Source organism: Kitasatospora sp. HPM-01-4, assembly GCF_051374625.1.
Classification (GTDB): Bacteria; Actinomycetota; Actinomycetes; order Streptomycetales; family Streptomycetaceae; genus Kitasatospora.
Genome location: NZ_JBPQGP010000005.1, coordinates 8222445 through 8239559 on the forward strand (window position 1 = coordinate 8222445; position 17115 = coordinate 8239559).

18 protein-coding genes are annotated in these 17115 nt (G+C 72.0%); 10 read left to right on the forward strand and 8 right to left on the reverse strand.

The window, feature by feature from the left end; translation table 11 throughout:
- Window positions 1–425: 425 nt before the first annotated feature.
- The 3 genes from ACSMTC_RS35695 to ACSMTC_RS35705 form a co-directional block, all read right to left on the reverse strand.
- Entirely contained in the window at window positions 426–878 is a 453-nt protein-coding gene (locus ACSMTC_RS35695; RefSeq protein ID WP_436563882.1) for a universal stress protein, read from the reverse strand.
- Between the two features lie 458 nt (window positions 879–1336).
- The gene (locus ACSMTC_RS35700) at window positions 1337–2134 is read right to left on the reverse strand and encodes a sigma 54 modulation/S30EA ribosomal C-terminal domain-containing protein (RefSeq protein ID WP_436563883.1); all 798 of its coding nucleotides are present in this window, start codon (window positions 2132–2134) and stop codon (window positions 1337–1339) included.
- Between the two features lie 362 nt (window positions 2135–2496).
- The gene (locus tag ACSMTC_RS35705) at window positions 2497–2922 is read right to left on the reverse strand and encodes an Hsp20/alpha crystallin family protein (protein WP_436563884.1); all 426 of its coding nucleotides are present in this window, start codon (window positions 2920–2922) and stop codon (window positions 2497–2499) included.
- A 330-nt stretch (window positions 2923–3252) separates the two neighbouring features.
- Here ACSMTC_RS35705 and ACSMTC_RS35710 point away from each other — a divergent pair, with 330 nt between their 5' ends.
- Complete coding sequence (locus tag ACSMTC_RS35710; protein ID WP_436563885.1) at window positions 3253–3393, forward strand: hypothetical protein; 141 nt, start codon at window positions 3253–3255, stop codon at window positions 3391–3393.
- A gap of 108 nt (window positions 3394–3501) precedes the next feature.
- Here ACSMTC_RS35710 and ACSMTC_RS35715 read toward each other — a convergent pair whose 3' ends face one another.
- The 3 genes from ACSMTC_RS35715 to ACSMTC_RS35725 all read right to left on the reverse strand — a co-directional run bounded on the left by ACSMTC_RS35715 (window position 3502) and on the right by ACSMTC_RS35725 (window position 5645).
- Window positions 3502–4374 (reverse strand): universal stress protein, encoded by an 873-nt coding sequence (locus ACSMTC_RS35715; protein ID WP_436563886.1) that lies wholly within the window; start codon window positions 4372–4374, stop codon window positions 3502–3504.
- A gap of 144 nt (window positions 4375–4518) precedes the next feature.
- Window positions 4519–4800: a dsRBD fold-containing protein gene (locus tag ACSMTC_RS35720; RefSeq protein ID WP_436563887.1), complete on the reverse strand. Its 282-nt coding sequence runs from the start codon at window positions 4798–4800 to the stop codon at window positions 4519–4521.
- Complete coding sequence (locus tag ACSMTC_RS35725; protein ID WP_436563888.1) at window positions 4797–5645, reverse strand: slipin family protein; 849 nt, start codon at window positions 5643–5645, stop codon at window positions 4797–4799. Before ACSMTC_RS35725 ends, ACSMTC_RS35720 begins: the two co-directional genes overlap by 4 nt.
- A 448-nt stretch (window positions 5646–6093) precedes the next feature.
- Between ACSMTC_RS35725 and ACSMTC_RS35730 the strand changes: the two genes are divergently transcribed.
- From ACSMTC_RS35730 to ACSMTC_RS35770, 9 genes are read left to right on the forward strand one after another with little or no spacing between them, the layout of a single operon-like run.
- Complete coding sequence (locus ACSMTC_RS35730; protein WP_436563889.1) at window positions 6094–6531, forward strand: V-type ATP synthase subunit E family protein; 438 nt, start codon at window positions 6094–6096, stop codon at window positions 6529–6531.
- A complete protein-coding gene (locus ACSMTC_RS35735) occupies window positions 6528–7451 on the forward strand; it encodes a V-type ATPase subunit (RefSeq protein ID WP_436563890.1) in 924 nt (307 codons plus the stop codon). Before ACSMTC_RS35730 ends, ACSMTC_RS35735 begins: the two co-directional genes overlap by 4 nt.
- Window positions 7438–8838, forward strand: a complete 1401-nt coding sequence (locus tag ACSMTC_RS35740) for a V-type ATPase 116kDa subunit family protein (protein ID WP_436563891.1) — start codon at window positions 7438–7440, stop codon at window positions 8836–8838. Before ACSMTC_RS35735 ends, ACSMTC_RS35740 begins: the two co-directional genes overlap by 14 nt.
- Window positions 8835–9254, forward strand: coding sequence for an ATP synthase subunit C (locus ACSMTC_RS35745; protein WP_436563892.1), 420 nt, complete (start codon window positions 8835–8837; stop codon window positions 9252–9254). The genes ACSMTC_RS35740 and ACSMTC_RS35745 overlap by 4 nt, the downstream gene beginning before the upstream one ends.
- A gap of 14 nt (window positions 9255–9268) precedes the next feature.
- Window positions 9269–9478 carry a hypothetical protein gene (locus tag ACSMTC_RS35750; protein ID WP_436563893.1) on the forward strand — a complete coding sequence of 70 codons (210 nt, stop codon included), beginning with the start codon at window positions 9269–9271 and terminating at the stop codon, window positions 9476–9478.
- Window positions 9475–9987 carry a hypothetical protein gene (locus ACSMTC_RS35755; RefSeq protein ID WP_436563894.1) on the forward strand — a complete coding sequence of 171 codons (513 nt, stop codon included), beginning with the start codon at window positions 9475–9477 and terminating at the stop codon, window positions 9985–9987. The genes ACSMTC_RS35750 and ACSMTC_RS35755 overlap by 4 nt, the downstream gene beginning before the upstream one ends.
- Complete coding sequence (locus ACSMTC_RS35760; protein ID WP_436563895.1) at window positions 9984–11690, forward strand: V-type ATP synthase subunit A; 1707 nt, start codon at window positions 9984–9986, stop codon at window positions 11688–11690. The genes ACSMTC_RS35755 and ACSMTC_RS35760 overlap by 4 nt, the downstream gene beginning before the upstream one ends.
- Complete coding sequence (locus ACSMTC_RS35765) at window positions 11687–13063, forward strand: V-type ATP synthase subunit B (RefSeq protein WP_436563896.1); 1377 nt, start codon at window positions 11687–11689, stop codon at window positions 13061–13063. Before ACSMTC_RS35760 ends, ACSMTC_RS35765 begins: the two co-directional genes overlap by 4 nt.
- On the forward strand, window positions 13060–13686 hold the full coding sequence (locus tag ACSMTC_RS35770) for a V-type ATP synthase subunit D (protein WP_436563897.1): 627 nt from the start codon (window positions 13060–13062) through the stop codon (window positions 13684–13686). The genes ACSMTC_RS35765 and ACSMTC_RS35770 overlap by 4 nt, the downstream gene beginning before the upstream one ends.
- Before the next feature lie 167 nt (window positions 13687–13853).
- On the opposite strand, the gene ACSMTC_RS35775 is transcribed toward ACSMTC_RS35770, so the two are convergent.
- Complete coding sequence (locus ACSMTC_RS35775) at window positions 13854–15026, reverse strand: putative PEP-binding protein (RefSeq protein ID WP_436563898.1); 1173 nt, start codon at window positions 15024–15026, stop codon at window positions 13854–13856.
- A 51-nt stretch (window positions 15027–15077) separates the two neighbouring features.
- Window positions 15078–16961, reverse strand: a complete 1884-nt coding sequence (locus ACSMTC_RS35780; protein WP_436563899.1) for an FAD/NAD(P)-binding protein — start codon at window positions 16959–16961, stop codon at window positions 15078–15080.
- Window positions 16962–17115: the final 154 nt, after the last annotated feature.

A 17115-nucleotide genomic window follows, 5' to 3' on the forward strand; every position in this document is an offset into this window, starting at 1 on the left:
GCGGCGTTCCGCCACCGTGTCCCGCTGTCCCGGACGCAGCGACCGGGGCGGTCGCGAGACCGGTACGACAGGCGGACGGCGGCCGCACGGCGTCGCGGCGCACGCACCCGTGTCGGCGGTTCATCGGACACCCCTTCGGCCGTTGCCCCATCTCCAGGCTCACTCTCCCGAGTCCAGTCCGCCATCCGGATCGGAGGTGCCCGCGAGGAGCCGAGAACCTTGCACTTTCCCTGAGCCGGGTCGGCGGGACGGCCGCCGAGCACCGTCCTGAGCGGTGGTGGACGGGCGATGGGTTGCGTGCACCAACGGGAGACAGAGGGGCGGACGTCGCCCACGCGTACCTGCCGAGTCGACTTCGGCGGGTCGAGGACCCGCGTGAGGTGCTCGACGGTGCGCAGCAGACGCCGGGGAGCGGCTGAGACGTCTCAACCGTTGCGACCACGGACGACGACGACCGGACAGGGGGCGTGCTGGACGCAGTGCTGGCCGACGGAGCCCAGCAGCGCCCCGGTGAAGCCGCCGACACCCCGGTGGCCTACGACCAGCAACGACGCCCCTTGGGCGGCGACGTTCAGCAGTGCCTGCGCCGCCACTCCTTCGACCGTGCGCGCCCGGATCTCCACCGGCGGCTCGGAACCGACGACCTTCTCGATGTTCTCGGCCAGCGCCTTCCGGGCGATCTCGCCGATCTGGTTCCGCTGCTCCACGGAGACCACGTCGCCCAACCCGGAGAACGGCGGCTCCCAGGCCATCACCGCCTCCACCACCGCATGGGTCGACAGGGCCTGCCGAACCGCCCATCGAAGGGCCCGTCTGGACTGCTCGGAGCCGTCCACACCGACGACGATCCTCTCCTCGTGGTCCGGTTTCTCGATCATGGTGCCGTCCCTCCCTTGCGAAGCTGGGGTCGTCGACGGTGAGCCGCTACGGCGACAGCCGAGTCCGCAGCGATGGCACGACCCGCGTTCTGCACGGATCCGAACGGGACGTCCTGCTTGAAGCATCTCCCAGGTCCCGCCGGTCTGCATGCCGGTTCCCCCTGGCACGGACGGTACGGAGCACCTCGTTCGCTCGCATGCTCGATCCGGCCGCAGCGCAGCGCGGAGCTGCGGTCAGGTTGCGTTCCGCAAGGAGGAGCGTGGCGTCTTCGAGCGCGCTGGGCCGTGGGTGGTCGTCCCCGCAGCGGCGGCAGCCGACGCGTCCGGAGCTCCTCCGGTCTGTGCGGCAGCCGGTCAAGGGCGGCCAGGTAGCCGCGTCGGTGGCTCCACTGCCGGCTCGATGGCCGGCAGAGCGTTCCTCAGCGTTTCGGTCGTGGTCGGATCCTCGGGGTCAGGGATCACTCGGCGGGCGTGATCAGGCCGTAGTGCCCGTCGTATCGGCGGTAGAGGACGTTGCCCCGCCCGGTGATGTCGTCGGTGAAGAAGACGAACGGCTGCCCGAGCGTGTCCATCCGGCGTTTCGCGTTGACGAGGTTCAGCCGGGGTGCGGGGAAAGGGCTGACGGTCAGCGGGATGGCGACAGCGCCGAGCTGCCGCGGGTGCACCTGGGCGAGCCGGTAGCCGGTCGGTGCCGCGCGGTAGAGGACGCTGTCCTCACCGGTGGTGAGTTCGGAGAACAGGCGGAAGCCGTAGTCCATGGCGTCCATCTCGAAGGCGGCCTGGTCGGGGGTCTCGCGCGGCAGGGGGACGGACTTGTGCCGGACCACTTCGCGCAGCTCCGCCGGGCGCGGACAGTGGTGGGGGCGGTGCGTGGGCTCCGTCCGGAGCAGCCGCTTGTACTCGTCGGACTCCGGTACACCTTCCCGGCGGACCTCCGAGTGCCGACTCAGCCGGGCGAGTTGCAGGACGATTCGGTCGTGCAACAGATCGAGGGCCTCGGTCATGGTCCCGGCGGCGACGTGGGCGCGGGCGAGGCGACCGTTGACGTCGAGGTTGGCCTGGGCGAGGAAGGGCCGTTCGGCCGCGGGGTCGGCCATCCGGGTGAGCCGGATCCGGGCGGACAGCACAGGCTCGGGTGCCTCTCCGAGCACAGCCAGCATCGCGCTGCGGGCGGACTCCGCCGTACCGGGCGGTAGATCGCCCTGGATCTCGATCCGGACTTCGGGCGTCTGCCCGGTCATGGGCTTGTTCACCATCGGATCTCCTAGGTTCGCTCCGCCTAGATCAGGACCAGCCGGCGGCAGCGAGCGCTCGAGGGGCCTGTGCCCGCAGCACCCGGGATCGCCGGACCGGAGCGCACCGAGGCGGTGAACATGGCGAAGTTCGCGGCTCACGTCCGCTTCACCGGTAAGGCTCCTACAAGGAGGTCACGGAGCACGTCCGGCGGGCCCGTTCCGGGACGGCCCGCACGGCCTCCGGGGCTGGGGGTGCGTACGGGCGTGAGAGCGGCTCTGATCACGCGTCACAGGGCAGCGGATGAGGCTCCATCGCCGGGCGGACGGGCGCCGAGGACACACCGCGTCCACCGGCGCCCATCCGGATGGGGCGTGTTACGGCCTCAGGGACCGCTGGTGATCTCGACCCGCCGTGGCTGCTTCTTCTCCGCCTTGGGCATGGGCGCTTTCACGGTCAGCAGGCCCTTGTCGTAGCTGGCGGTGATGTCCCCCTCCTCGCATCCTTCCGGGAGCCGGATGCTGCGCGTGAAGGAGCCGTAGTGGAACTCCGAGCGGTGCTTCTCCGTCTTCTCCTCGCGGCGTTCGGCGTGGACGGTCAGCACACCCCCTTCGACGGTGATCTCGACATCCTTGGCCGGGTCGATCCCCGGCAGCTCGGCCTTGATGACGTACGCGCCCTCCTCCTGGCTCTCCTCGACGCGGATGATGTGTTCTTCCGGGGAGATACGCAGGTCGAAGGGGAAGTCCTCGAACAGGTCCGGCATCGAGGGCCACCAGTGGGCACGCCTGCGAAGCAGTTCACCGGCCATCGTCGTCCTCCTTACGCGGTTGACCACTTCCTTCATCCTGCGGTGCCGGACCAGGCTCCGCGATCGGACGAGTCGAGGCTCAAAGGACGGACGCGGAGACAGCCGGGACCAGCCGGTGGGTCGCCACCGGCTCCTGCGCCTCACCGAGGCCGCCACCACCGTGGACCTCGCGGCGGAGCGGGCCGGCCGTGAGGACGCCTTCCGCCGTCGCCGGGCGGTGGGTAAGCGGTGAGGTCCATCGCATTCCCTTCCGGCCAGCCGGCCCTTCGTGGACGATGGATGGCTCCGGTCCGTTGCCGGGAGCAGCGATCAAGCGAAAGTCGGTCGACCATGGGTGAGCACGTGCATGTCCGTCTGCGCCACGGACTTGATGTGAACGAGCAGGGCGAGCTGGTGGAGCATCTCCGCTGCGGCTGTGGCGAGGCCTGGACCAGGGTCCACCGCGTGCAGGACGGTGAACCCGAGCGGTAGGCCGCCTGGCCGCCTCCGTTGCTCGACCGCGGCGAAGCCGTCCGGGGCGGCGGAGACCGAGCCACTTCCGGACCGGACCAGAGAGCGGATGACCGTCCGGGCCTGCGATCAGTGTCCGTCGGATTCCGGCACGGTGACGACCGGGCAGTGGGCGCGGTGAAGCAGGCCGTGCGGGACGGAGCCGAGCCTCATCCCTGTGAATCCGCCCCGGCCTCGCCGTCCGACGACGACCGCCAGCGCGTGCTCGGAGGCCCTTGCCAGTTCCTCGACAGGGTGACCACGCACTACTCGGCGGCTCACCGTGACGTCCGGATACCGCTCTTCCCGTTCGGTGATCGCTTCGAAAAGCAGGCGGCGGCACTTCTGGAGTACGAGGACCTCGTTCGCGGAGTCCAGCAGCGTGGGCTCCCAGACCCAGAGTGCCTGGAGGTCCGCGCCGCGTACGGCGGCGGTTTCGAAGGCGTAATCAACGGCCGCTTCGGAGGCCGGGCTGCCGTCCGCCCCGACCACCAGGTACGGCGACTGGCAGGCGGCGTGCTCGGGCTCCGGTACCACCACGACCGCACAGGCTGCCTGGGCGCTGACCGGCACGGCCACCGAACCGAAGCTCAGGAACTCCTCCAGCCGGTTCAGCCGCCGAGTGCCGAGAACGACCAGCTGTGCCTCCTCGGACTGCCGGCACAGCACCTGTGCAGGGACACCCTCCACCACGAAGGCGGCGACGTCGAGGCCGGGATGCCGCCGAGTGACGAAGGCGGCGGCTTCGTCAAGCGCTTCCTCGCCGGGGCCGCGACCGGGCTTCCGGTACGCGACGCCCTCGAAGCCGCCCAGGCCGAGGCGGAAGGGCGGTTCCGCGTGCACCATCCGTAGCGGTGCCCGGCGCCGCTCGGCCTCGTCGGCCGCCCAGGCGAGCGCCGACAGCTCCGGGTGCCTGACGTCCACACCGAAGACGACGGGACGGGACTCTCCAGGATCGGCCACTGTTCCTCCAACCGCGAGTCGTCTATCCGGTCGCACTGTACGGACACCGAGCCTCCGCCGGCGGGGCCGAGCGGTCTTCCGTGCTCGCCTGGTTGTTCTGGGGCGGGTGCCGTCGATGACGGTCCGTGGCTTTCGTGCTCAGTCTTACTCAGGTGCGGACGGCTCGTTCGCGGCGGCGTCGGCCGTGCCGGCGCGTAGCAGCTGGTTGCCGAGGTCGACGAGGGCGCGTCCGGCGGCGTACTCGTCGCCGATCTCCGGTACGGGCGGATCATGGGGGTTGCGGTGGGCGGTGGTGCGGCTCTCCAACTGGTTGTCGCCGGTGTCGAGTACGGCGTGCACCTTGGTGACGTCGTCCTCCTCGAAGAGGTCCAGACGCAGGGTCCACCGCTTGGTACGGAGCTTCGGGGCCGCGGTGTTCGTACTCATGTCCAGGCCTGTCCTTTCAGCGGATCGGTGAGGGTGTCGTCCCGAGGGAAGGGCCAGTCGGGATCCGGCCTCCGGTCGCCGACCGGGACTGCCGGTACGACGGGCGGGGTCCGGGCGGCTTCGGTGGGCCGCCTCTCCTGGTCGACGAAGCGGGACAGGGCTCGTGCGCTCTCGAGGAACTGGGCGGGGAAGATGATGGTGGAGTTCTTCTCGCTGGCGATCTCGGCCAGGATCTGAAGGTTGCGCAGCTGGAGAGCGATCGGGTGGTCGGCGATCACGTCGGCGGCCTCGGCGAGGCGGTCCGCGCTGAGGGCCTCGCCCTCGGCAGCGATGATCTTGGCACGCTTCTCGCGTTCGGCCTCGGCCTGGCGGGCCATCGCCCGCTGCATGGTGGTCGGCAGCTCGATGTCCTTGAGCTCCACGAGCAGGACGAGCACGCCCCACTGCTGGGTGAGGTGGTCGAGGAGCTCCTTGATCTGCTGGTTGAGGGCCTCGGTGTTGGTGAGCACCTGGTCGAGCAGGGACTGGCCGACCACGTTGCGGACGGTGGTCTGGGCGATCTGGCCGATCGCGCTGGCCACGTCCTCGATCTCCACGATCGACTTCACCGGGTCCACCCGGCGGAAGTAGGTGACCGCGGCGACGCCGATGGAGACGTTGTCCCGGGTGATGACCTGCTGGGAGGGGATCGGCATGGTCACCGTCCGCAGGGGGACCTTCCACATCCGGTCGGCCAGCGGGATCATGAACCGGATCCCGGGGTTGCGCACTCCGCGCAGTCGGCCGAGCCGGAACACCACGCCCCGCTCGTACTGTCGCACGACCGCGACTCCCAGGTTCGGCATGGCACTCACCTTCCTCGGTTCGGAGCCGTCTCCAGCGTGTGGGAGGGTCGTCCCCCAGGGCTTGGGCCACTCGGCCCTGCTCAGGAGACCGGACGGGCATCTCCAAGGCCATCCGTGACCGGTCCGCCGACTCGTCCTCGCCGCCACCCCTCCGGCGCAGGGAACCGATGTGAGGGAAGATCTTCCCGGCACAGGCCGACGTCCTCACCGTCGACGACCGGATCACGTCGATCAAGTGACCCGTGCCCGGCGCCTCACGTCGCCGCGGGCCCGGAAGGCAACTCGCCCGCGGCGAGCACACGCCGCGGGCGGCCGAACGACACGTCGGCCCACCCGCTGCGGGCCACCCGGGAGCGCCGCCGGTGGCGAACGGCCTCATCCCGGGCGACAGGGGCCGTCGCACGTGGACACTGAAGTGGGGGAAATCACCCACAGGGGAGTTCCACTGGTGCGAGTCCGCGACTTCCTGGCACGGTTCCGGCCCACCGGCACACCGGGGGCCGCCGCGACCGGCGTCCCGGCCGACCGGGCTGCCGAGCTGGCCGCCGAACTGGGACCGTCCCTCAACCAGCTGACGCAGGCCCAGAACGAAGCGGCCACGATCCGGGCGGACGCCGCTGACCGGGCGGAGCAGGTGCGCAGGGAGGCAGCCGAGCAGGCGGCGGAGCTGATCGCGCAGGCCCGGGCGGGAGCGCCGAAGGTGCGGGAGGAGGCCGGCGCGGCGGTCCGGCGATCGGTCGAGGCGGAGGTGGCGCGGTTGCTGGACGCGGCTGAACGTTCGGCCGAGCAGGTACGCCGACGGGCCCGGGAGCGGATGCCCGCGCTGGTCGACCGGATCGCGGCGGAGGCGTTCCGGCCGCCGGAGGAGAGAGGAAGGCCTCGGTGAGCGCCGAGTGGGTCGGCGGAGTCACCCGGGCGAGAGGCCTGCTGTCCCGCTGCCTCGGGGCTCAGACGGTCGGACAGCTCGCCGCCTCCGCGTCACTCGGTGATGCCCTGCGGCAGCTGGCGGCCACCCCCTACCGAAGGGCCCTGACGGCCGACGCCACGGTCGCCGAGGCGCAGCGGGCCGTCTCCGTGACCCTGCTCTGGCACCTGCGGGTGCTCGCAGGCTGGTTGCCGCGCTCCGGGGCGAACGCCGTGCGCGTGCTGGCTGCGGGGTTCGAGATCGCCAACACCGAGGACCGCCTGCGGGCGCTCGAGGGTGCGCGGACGCCGCAGCCCTACCGGCTCGGCGCGCTGGCGACGGCGTGGAACCGGTTGGCGCGGGCCGGCACCCCGGCCGAGGTCCGGTCCGTGCTGGCCGCCTCGGCATGGGGGGACCCGGGCGGCGAGGGCCTGGCGGCCACGGGAACGGCGATGCGGGTCGCGGCCGCCGTCCGGGCTGCCGACACCGTGCCTCCCGCGCACCGCTGGGCGGCAGGCCGCGCCGCCCTCCTGGCGGCCCGCGGACGGTTCGTCACCGGCCGGCCGCTGGCGGGCCAGGCCGCCCGGCACGCGGCCCGGCTGCTCGGCCACAGGGCCGTCGAGACGGTTTCCTTCGAGGACTTCCGACGGCGGTTGGTGCCGGCGGCACGCTGGGCGGTGGACGGCGTCGAGAGCCCGGACGAACTGTGGCGGGCCGAGGCCCGCTGGTGGAAGGCACTCGACCGGGACGGCCGCGAGCTGCTGCGCGGCGCCCGCTACGGTCTCGAACCGGTGGTGGGCGCCGTCGCCGTACTGTCCGCGGACGCATGGCGGGTGCGTGCCGCTCTGGAGCTGGCCGAGCGCGGCGGAGGCTCGCTGGAGGTGCTCGGTGCGCTGGTCTGAGGCCGTGGCTCCGGTACGGATGCGGCGGGTGGCGATCATCGCCCCGCAGGCGGTGCTGCGCGAGGTGCTGGTGCGGATCGCCGAGGCCGGATGCGTGGAGATCGACCGGATCGAGGAGGCCGTCCCGGGGCCGGCCGGGCGGCGGCTCCAGCGGACGGCGGCCGCCCGCCCCGTCCCGGCCGTCGTCGCCGGAGTGCCACCGGACCCCGGCGAACTGGAGCGGGAAGGGCGCCTGGACCTGCTGGTGGGCGAGGCCCAGGTCGAGGAGTATCTCGCGAGCGCCGTCCACGACGGTGAGGCGGCAGCGCTCGGCGGCTGGTGCCCGGCCGCCGAAGTGCCGCGTGTGGCCGGGCTACTGGCTGCTGTCGGCGGAACCCTGGTGCCGCTGCGGAAGCCGCGCGGCACCGATCCGCCGACGCTGCTGCGCAGCCGGGGCCCGGTGCACCGGGCGTTCACTCCGCTGGTGACGACCTACGGCACGGTGCCCTACGCGGACCTCGACCCGACCTGGCCGGCCGGGATCGCGTACGTGGTGATGTTCGGCTTGATGTTCGGCGACGCCGGGCACGGGTTGCTGCTGCTCCTGGCGGCTCTGCTGCTGCGGCTGGGCCGCCCGCGCCGGCTGGCACCGCTGCGTCGTCTCGTACCCTTCGTCGCCGGAGCCGGGCTGGCCAGCACGCTGGCCGGGGTGGCCTACGGGGAGTTCTTCGGGCCGACCGGTGTGCTGCCGGTGCTCTGGCTGGACCCGCTGGAGCAGCCAGAGCGGCTGCTCGCCTCGGCGGTGGGCCTCGGCGGCGTGCTCCTCTCACTCGCCTATGCGGTCGGGACGGTGAACCGGTGGCGCGAGGGCGGTCCGGCCAGAGCCCTGTACGCGACCTCGGGCGCCGCCGGGTTCGCGCTCTTCCTCGGTCTCGGTGCCATCGGCGCCGGTCTGTACCTGCACCAACCACCGTGTACGGCTGTTGGATCGGTGCTCGCCCTGGGCGGAGTGGTGCTGGCGGGCGCGGGTCTGTACGGGAGTGGTGCGGGCGGCACCGGGGGTGTGCTGCAGACCGGGGTCCAACTGCTCGACGCGGTGGTGCGGATCTTCGCGAACACCGTCTCGTTCGCCCGGATCGCGGCGTTCGGTCTCACCCATGCGGCTCTCGGCCAGGTGGTCTGGCGTGGTACGTCCGCCCTGGCCGGGCGAGGGGTGGGCGGGCTGGCCGGGGCGGTGCTGCTCTTCGTGGTGGGCAATGCGCTCACCTTCGCGCTGGAGGCACTGGTGGCCGGGGTCCAGGCACTGCGACTGGAGTTCTACGAGCTGTTCTCCCGCGTCTTCGAGAGTCTGGGGCGCCCTTTCCGTCCCTGGCACCCGTCCGTTCGACACACGGAGGCTAACCAGTGATCACCTGGCTGATCGCACTTCCGGCGCTGGTCGCGGCGCTCGCCGGTGTCCGTCTGCTGACCCGCCGGCGCCGGCGGGCGGCGGTGCGCTGGCTGATCGGAGCGAACGCCGTGCTCCTGGCCGGTGCGCTGGTGCTGCTGGTGGCGGCGCTCGACGGCTCCGCGCGGGCCGCCGCTCCCGCCGCGGCCGCCGCGAGTACGGGGCTGGGTTCGGCCGCGCTGATCGGCGCCAGCATCGCGGTCGCCGGGGCGTCCATCGGTGCCGCGCTCGCCGTGGCGTACACCGGCGCCGCGGCCATCGCGGCGCTCAGTGAACGACCCGAGCTGTTCGGCCGGGCGATGGTCATCGTCGGCCTCGCCGAGGGCATCGCGGTCTACGGGCTGGTGGTGGCGATCCTGCTGATCGGGAGGGCCTGAGGGTGGGCGCGGTGGTGGCCCTTGGGGAACGGACCAGGGTGGCCGGGTGGGCCCTGGCCGGAGTGACCGCGTTGGTCGCCGAGCAGCCGGAAGCGGTGCGGCGGGCCTGGGCGGACCTGCCCGAAGACGTCGAACTGGTGATCCTCACCCCGGCGGCGGCCCAGGCACTCGGCTCCCCGCTGCCGGAGGGCGTCGGACCGCTCACCGCGGTGATGGCGCCATGAGCGCGGCACCGGGGACGGATGCCCTGGGACCTGTCCGGTCCGAGCTGTTGCGTGCCGCCCGAGCGGACGCCGAGGCGCTGCTCGCCTCGGCACACCGGGAGGCCGCCGAGGCCGTGGCAGCTGCCCGGGCGAAGGCCGAGGCGATCGTCGAACAAGCCCGCAGCGAGGGCGCGGCGGACGGGGAGAGGGCCAGGCGCGAAGAGCTCGCCCGAGCTCGCCGCCAGGCCAGAGCCACCGAACTCGCCACCCAGGACGAGGCCTACGCGCAGCTGCGCACCCGCGTCACCGAGCGCCTACGCGAGCTCTACCAGGCGGACCCGGCGATCGGCGACGGGCTGCGGGAGCGGGCCCGCCGACTGCTCGGACCGGACACGCGGCTGACCGAGCACCCGGAGGGCGGGGTGGTGGCCTCGGCCCCGGGCCGTCGCGTCGACCTCGGTCTGCCGGCGCTGGCCGCCCGGGCACTGGACCGGGCCGGTGCGGAAGCGGAGACGCTGTGGGCGCCGTGAGCCGGATCCTGCGGGTGGCCGGGCCGTTGGTCGAAGTCGCGTACACCGGGGACACCGCCATGCACGACGTGGTGCTGCTCGGCCCGGACCGGCTGCCGGGAGAGGTGGTGGCGATCGGCGGCGAGGTGGCGACCGTGCAGGCGTACGAGTACACGGGCGGCCTGGCTCCGGGCCACCCCGCCGTTCCGCAGGGCGGCCCGCTGCGGGCGGCGATGGGGCCCTGGCTGCTGGGCGGGGTCTTCGACGGCCTGCTGCGCCCGCTCTCCGGTGGCGCCGACCGGCTCGTTCCGGGCGGCGACATCCGTACCGACGCCCGCACCTGGCGATTCGTTCCGGGAGTGATGGCGGGTGAACAGCTGGGGGAGGGCGGAGTGTTGGGCGAGATCCGCACGGGGCCGGTGCCGTTTCGCCTCATGACGCCGCCGGGGCACGCCGGGACGGTGGAGCGGATCGCCCCTGAGGGCGACTACCCCGCGACGGCGGTACTCGGCGTGGTGGGAGGCGTCGAGCTGAAGGCGACTGTCGAATGGCCGATCCGCAGGCCGCGTCCCGCCCGGGAGCGGATCGAGGCCCGGGGACCCCTGAACACCGGTCAGCGTGCCATCGATCTGCTCTTCCCGGTCGCCAGGGGCAGCACGGTCGCGGTGCCGGGCGGCTTCGGCACCGGCAAGACCATGCTGCTGCAGCAGATCGCCAAGTGGTGCGACGCGGATGTCATCGTCTACGTCGGCTGCGGAGAGCGCGGCAACGAAATGGCCGACGTCATCGCGGAGTTCGCCGAGCTCGACGACCCGCGTACCGGCGGCCGGCTCGCCGACCGGACCGTGGTGATCGCCAACACCTCCAACATGCCGATGATGGCCCGTGAGGCGAGCGTGCACACCGGCGCGACCGTGGCCGAGTACTTCCGTGACATGGGCCTCGACGTCGTGGTGATCGCCGACTCCACCTCGCGCTGGGCCGAGGCGTTGCGCGAATTCGCCTCCCGGATGGGTGAGTTGCCGGCCGAGGAGGGCTATCCGGCCGGTCTTGCCTCGGAACTCGCGGCCTTCTACGAACGCGCCGGAGCCGTCCGCACCCTGGGCGGCGCCGAAGGCTCCGTAACGGTCCTGGGCGCGGTCTCGCCGCCGGGCGGGGACCTGGCGGAACCGGTCACCGCTCACACCGAGCGCTTCGTCCGCTGCCTGTGGACGCTCGACCGGGAACTCGCCTACGCCAGGCACTACCCTGCCGTCTCCTGGTCCGGGTCGTTCTCCCGGGACGTCCCCTCGCTCGCCGCCGCGCACACACGCTCCGGCGACCCGGCCTGGCCGGAGCGCCGCGAGCAGGTCACGGCCCTGCTCGCCGAGGCGGACCGGCTGGCCGACCTGGTGGACCTGGTCGGCATCACCGCACTGCCGGCGCAGGAGCGGATCAGTGTGCTCGGCGGCAGGCTGGTCCGGGAGGGAGTGCTCCAGCAGAGCGCCCTGTCCCCGAAGGACGCGTACTGCCCGCCGGAGAAGACCGCCGCGCTGGTCGAGGCCGTACTCGCGGTCATCGCCGAATGCCGCGAACTGATCGACTCCGGCACCCCGGTGGACGAGGTGGAGGAAGTGGACTTCACACCGCTGCTGCGCGCCCGCGAGGAGGTGGAGCCGCAGGACGCCGCCGCCGTGGCGGCCCGCAGGGACGCCGTGCTCGCCACGCTCCGGGAGCTGCCGTGACGGTGTGGGGCGAGGTCGAGTACACCGATGTCCGCGAGCTGCGCGGGCCGCTCCTGGTAGTGGGCCAGGTGACCGGAGTCGGCTGGGACGAGTTCGTCCGGATCACCCTCGACTCCGGAGAGGAGCGGCACGGCCTCGTCCTGGAGGTGGACCGTGACCTCGCCGTGGTGCAGGTCCTGGAGGACACCGCGGGCATGGACCCGGCCGCCGCCACAGTCGCCTTCGCCGGCACCCCGCTGCGCATCCCGGTCGGCACCGGCTGGCTCGGCCGGGTCTGCAACGGCCGGGGTGAACCCGTCGACGGCGGCCCGCCCGTCTTCGGCACCACCGACGCGGCAGTCGGCGGCGCCCCGATCAACCCGGTGCGCCGTAGGCCGCCCGCCGAGCCGGTGCTGACCGGTGTCGCGGCCATCGACGTGCTCACCACCCTGGTACGGGGGCAGAAGCTGCCGGTCTTCTCCGCAGCCGGTCTGCCGCACCTCGAACTGGCCGTCCAGATCGCGGCCCAGTCGAGCTGCGGCGGCGAGACGTTCAGCGTGGTCTTCGCCGGGATGGGACTCACCCACGCCGACGCCTCCTTCGTCCGCGACGCGCTCGCCGAACGCGCCGGTGCCGGAGAACTGGTACTGCTGCTCAATACCGCCGACGACCCGGTGATCGAACGGCTGCTCACCCCTCGCCTCGCGCTCACCGTCGCCGAACACCTCGCCTTCGACCAGGGCCGCCACGTCCTGGTGGTGATGACCGACATGACCGCCTACGCGGAGGCCCTGCGCGAGGTGTCCGCCGCACGCGGAGAGATCCCCGCCCGACGGGCCTACCCCGGCTACCTCTACAGCGACCTCGCCTCGCTGTACGAACGCTGCGGACGGATCCTGGACCGCCCGGGCTCGGTCACCGTCCTGCCGGTCCTCACCATGCCCGCGGGCGACATCACCCACCCGGTGCCCGACCTGACCGGCTACATCACCGAGGGGCAGATCGTCCTGTCCCACCAGGCCCACGCGCGCGGGGTCTACCCGCCGGTGGACCCGCTGTCCTCGCTCTCCCGCCTGATGCGCAAGGGCGCCGGGCCCGGCCGTACCAGGGGTGACCACCTCGACGTCGCCGCCCAACTGCTCGCCGCGCTCGCCCGGGCCCGTCAGGTGCGCGAACTGGCAGACCTGATCGGCGAGTTCGCGCTCAGCTCCACCGACCACCGGTACCTGGACCTGGACGAGGCCTTCCTGCACCGCTTCCTGGCCCAGCGGACCGACGAGAACCTTCTCCTGGACGTGGCCCTCGACCGCGCCTGGGACGTCCTGCTCACCCTGCCGAGAAGCCAACTCCCGATGATCCCACCGGAATTCCTCGACGCTCACGGTGCGACATGACCGCGCCGCGCCGCACCCCGCCGGGCCGGGCAGGACGGCTGCGCCTGCACCACAGCCTTCAGGTCGCGTTGCGCGGTGCGGACCTGCTGGAGCGGAAGCTGCGGATCCTGAGCGAGCGGCACCGGCAGCTGCGGAAGGCCGAGGCCGCGGCGGAGCAGAGCTGGCACCGAAGGCTGGGCGAGGCCGAGACCTGGCTGCTGCGAGGGCTGCTGCTGGGCGGCGAACGGGCCCTGGAGGCAGCCGCCGTGACCGACCGGGTGGACGTCACCGTCGAGTGGGCCACCTCGATGGGCGTGCACCACCCGTCCGCCGCCTCCTGCACCGACGCCGTCCGGCCCGCTGACAGGCCGGCCCCGGGCAACACCGCCCTGGCGCATGCCGAGACCGCCTACCGCGCGGCGGTACGGGCCGCCGCCGAGTACGCGGTCGCCCGTGCCGCCGCCCTCCTGGTCGGAGTGGAGAAGGACCGGACCAGGCAGCGGGTCCGCGCGCTGCGCCGTCACTGGATCCCGCGTCTGACCGCGGAGTTGGCCGCTGTCGATCTCACTCTGGAGCAGGCCGAGCAGGAGGACTCGGTACGGCGACGCTGGGCGGCGCGGACCAAGGAGGGCAGGACCGAGTGAGGGCGAACGAGCGGGGAGCGCGGACGACCGGGGCCGCCACGTCATCGGGTGGACGCACCGCTCCTGGTTCCGCTCCGCGGCACCGCCCCGCCGCGGGGCAGAACAGCGGTGTCCCGCCGTCCCGGCCCGGAAGCGGGCGTCGAACGCTTCCCGTCCGTCCGGCCCGGTCAGGGCCGCGACTGGAGGAGGACCTGCCGGAGTTCGGCGGTGCACATCATGTAGCCGTCCGGGGTGGGCAGGCGTTCCAGGCAGTGGGCGAGGTCCGCGCCCAGCGCGAACACCCTCACCGGGGTACCCGCGGCGCGCGCGGACTCCACCACCCGTCGCACTCCGTCCATGACGGCCGGATGCCGGGTCTGGTAGGACTCGGCCACCAGGTGGTTGCTCCGGTCCGCGGCGAGAAAGAACTGCACCAGGTCCTTGGTGCCGACGAACAACTCGCTGGCGCCCGCGGCGCAGATCGCCGGGGTGGCGTGCACCGCCGCGGGCGTCTCGATGAACGCGGCCACCGGCACCCCGGCCGGCACCTCGAGGTGTGCCCTGAGCCGGGCGAACTCCTCCGCGTCGTTGAGGAACGGAACCGAGAGGTGCACCCGGCCCGCCTCGTTGCCGAGCCGCTCGCTCAGAGACCCGAGCATGGCGTGCAACGCGTTCCGGTAGGCGGTCGAACCCAGCAGCCAGCGTGCGCCGTGCAGGCCCAGCTCGGGGTTGGGTTCGACCGCGACCGGGGCCAGCTCGGTGACGCTGGCGGCGTGGTCGGAGCGGAGGTCGAGGAACCTCAGGACCAGCCGCTGTCCGGGCAGGAGCGCCTCGACGAAGGCACACAGCCGGTCCGCCACGGCCCGCCCGTAGAGCGCGATCTCGCCGGGGCCGCCGGCCAGGGAGTCTAGCGGCCGCAGGCCCGCCGCCAGGCAGAGGAACTCCTCCCGGATGAAGAAGCAGTCGACCCGACTTGCGTTCGGACCACAGGAGTTGATCGTCTGGATGTCCTGCAGATCCGCGATGACCGCACAGGCCGAGCCGAGATCGTCCGGCGAGGGGCTCCCGGCCTCCGGAACCGGGGCGCCGGCACGCGGGTCGGCCCCGATGACGATCGTCTCGCTGTCCAGGTGAAGCGTCACCTCGCCGACCAGGTGGGCGAGATCCGCCTGGTCGACGCGGAGCACCGGTATGCCCCTGCCGCGGCAGAGGGACTGCATATGGCCGGTCGGCCCGCCCGAACCGCAGACGACCGCACGCGCCGCCACGATCGCTTCGTACAGACCCGCTTCGAGGGAAGGAGCGACGAGAATGGATCCCTCGCGCGGGGCGCTGGTGCGGTTACAGGTACCTCGTAACACGCTCTGTGTGCCACCGGTCAGCAGGAATCCCTGAATCCGTCGCCCATTCACCTACTCCTCCAGATCTTCGGCGTTCGCCAACCCCAGTTGTCGACGCAGCTGCCGCGGCGTCACGGAGACATCGGTGAGCCGTTCGACGGCGGCCCGGTTGACCACCGCCCTCATCAGGCGGTCACGCCGGGAAGCATCCAGCGGAAGGGTGGGAATTTCGCCTATGGACCTGATGCGGGCGTCCACCCTGGAATCGAGCAGTTCCCGCTCGCTTCGAGCACGCGCGGCCAACCTTCTCACCTCCAGGTCCACAGCGTCTTCGAATCCGGCCCGGTTCGCTTCCTCCATGTTGCTGACAAGTTTTTGACGATGAGTCATGTTCTCTGCCGCAACGCCTTCTTGCAGTTCCAGCCGCTCGATCACGCACGCGGCGACCGCGATCGACTGGTTCTTGATGGCGGCGAGATTGAAGGCGAACGCGCCCGTTCGGCCGTTCCGCACGATCTCGTCGCCCTCTCTCAGTACGCCGACCGCGGAGATCGGCCCGGCCGGCTCCCCGTCGGGATCGAGCAGCACCCCCTGGTCGTCGACCTCCAAGCCGCGCCCGGTGCGCTCGTGGGGCACCGCCATCCCCTTCCGGAGGAGATTCCTCCAGAGTGACTGGCCTACCCTGCCGTAGTCCCACTCCCTGCCGAAGTTGGACACCACCAGATCGGCCTCGACGGCGTGCTTCTCCTCCGAGGCCGCGACCGAGACGACCAGCCGCCCCGACCCCACCGGCGTGATCCTCTCCACCTTGCCGACGAGCAGCTCCACCGGACCGTCCGCCGGGTGCATCGCTCGCTCGATGACCGCCATCGTGTACTCCACCGCGCCGACCCGGATCGCGGCTATCGCGGTACCGAACTCGTCGAGCAGGCTGCGCAGTTCCGCGGAGGGAATCCGCTCGATGGCCTCGGGGAGATGCGGCTCCCACGCCTTGGCCACCCGCTCCGCGACCACCATCGGATCGACCTCGGGATGCTCCCGGACCACCGCCGAGCGCGCCGTCTCCCACTCGGTCCGGACCCGGGCCAGGAACTCCTCACGATTCCGGTACGGCTCCAACAGTGTTCTCGGGCAGGGAAGTTGTAACACTCCGTGCTCATGTCCGCCGGGGTACGCGCGGAACACCGTCCCGGTCTTGGAGATCAGATGGATCCTCCCGGTGTGGCCCTGGCGCAGCAGCAGGCCCGCGGAGTCGTACGCGCTCAGCACGGAGCCGACGATCGCGACGGTCGCCTCGGGCGGGAGTGCCGCGAGCTTGCGGACGCCGGCCGCCGAGTACGGGTGCCGCACGAAGGAGGCGTGCGCGAGTACCTCGGCGGCGAAGGGCGGCTCCCTGAGTTCGAGACCGGTCGCCAGAACGACGTGTCCGGCGAGCAGTACGGTCACGTCCGGGCCCTGTCCGACCTTGAGGCCGCCCTCAGGAAGCTGACGTACCGTCACATCCACTCCTGTGGAGTGCACGTCCATGTCGACCGCCTCGCCGTCCATCTCGACGAGCACGACGCCGGGGCAGGCCTCCCGCCTGGCCTCGGCCAGCCGATCGGTCAGGTAGTCCTGGAAGATCCGCCGGGGCGCCGGGCCCTGCTCGACGAACTCGAACTCGGCCCAGGGCTCCGGCCAGTCCCGGCGGTCGGCCTCGCGGTTGGCCCAGCGGACGAAGTCGTGGACGTCCTCCCGGAACGCCGACATCCGACCCGCCTGGATGTTGAACACATGGTCCCAGGGGTTGCCGTCGCGATGGTAGGCGACGCCGGCGGAACGGTAGTCGGCACGCCGCTCAAGCAGGACGATCTCAAGCGGCCTGCGCGCGAAGCGGAGCATTCGAATCGCGGTGGCGGTACCGGCCAGACCGGCCCCGACGATGAGGACCCTTGGGCATATGCCTGTTCGACTCATGGGGAAGCCTTCCCGCTGAGAGATGGAGACTGACGAGGTGTCACATCGAAGGAAGGAAGTGCCGTACGGGCTGCGGCGATCAGTCTTTTCCGGGGGCTGATGATCGGTAATGCGGACGAGGATTGCCGGTGCACAAGGCTAGTACTGCCATCAC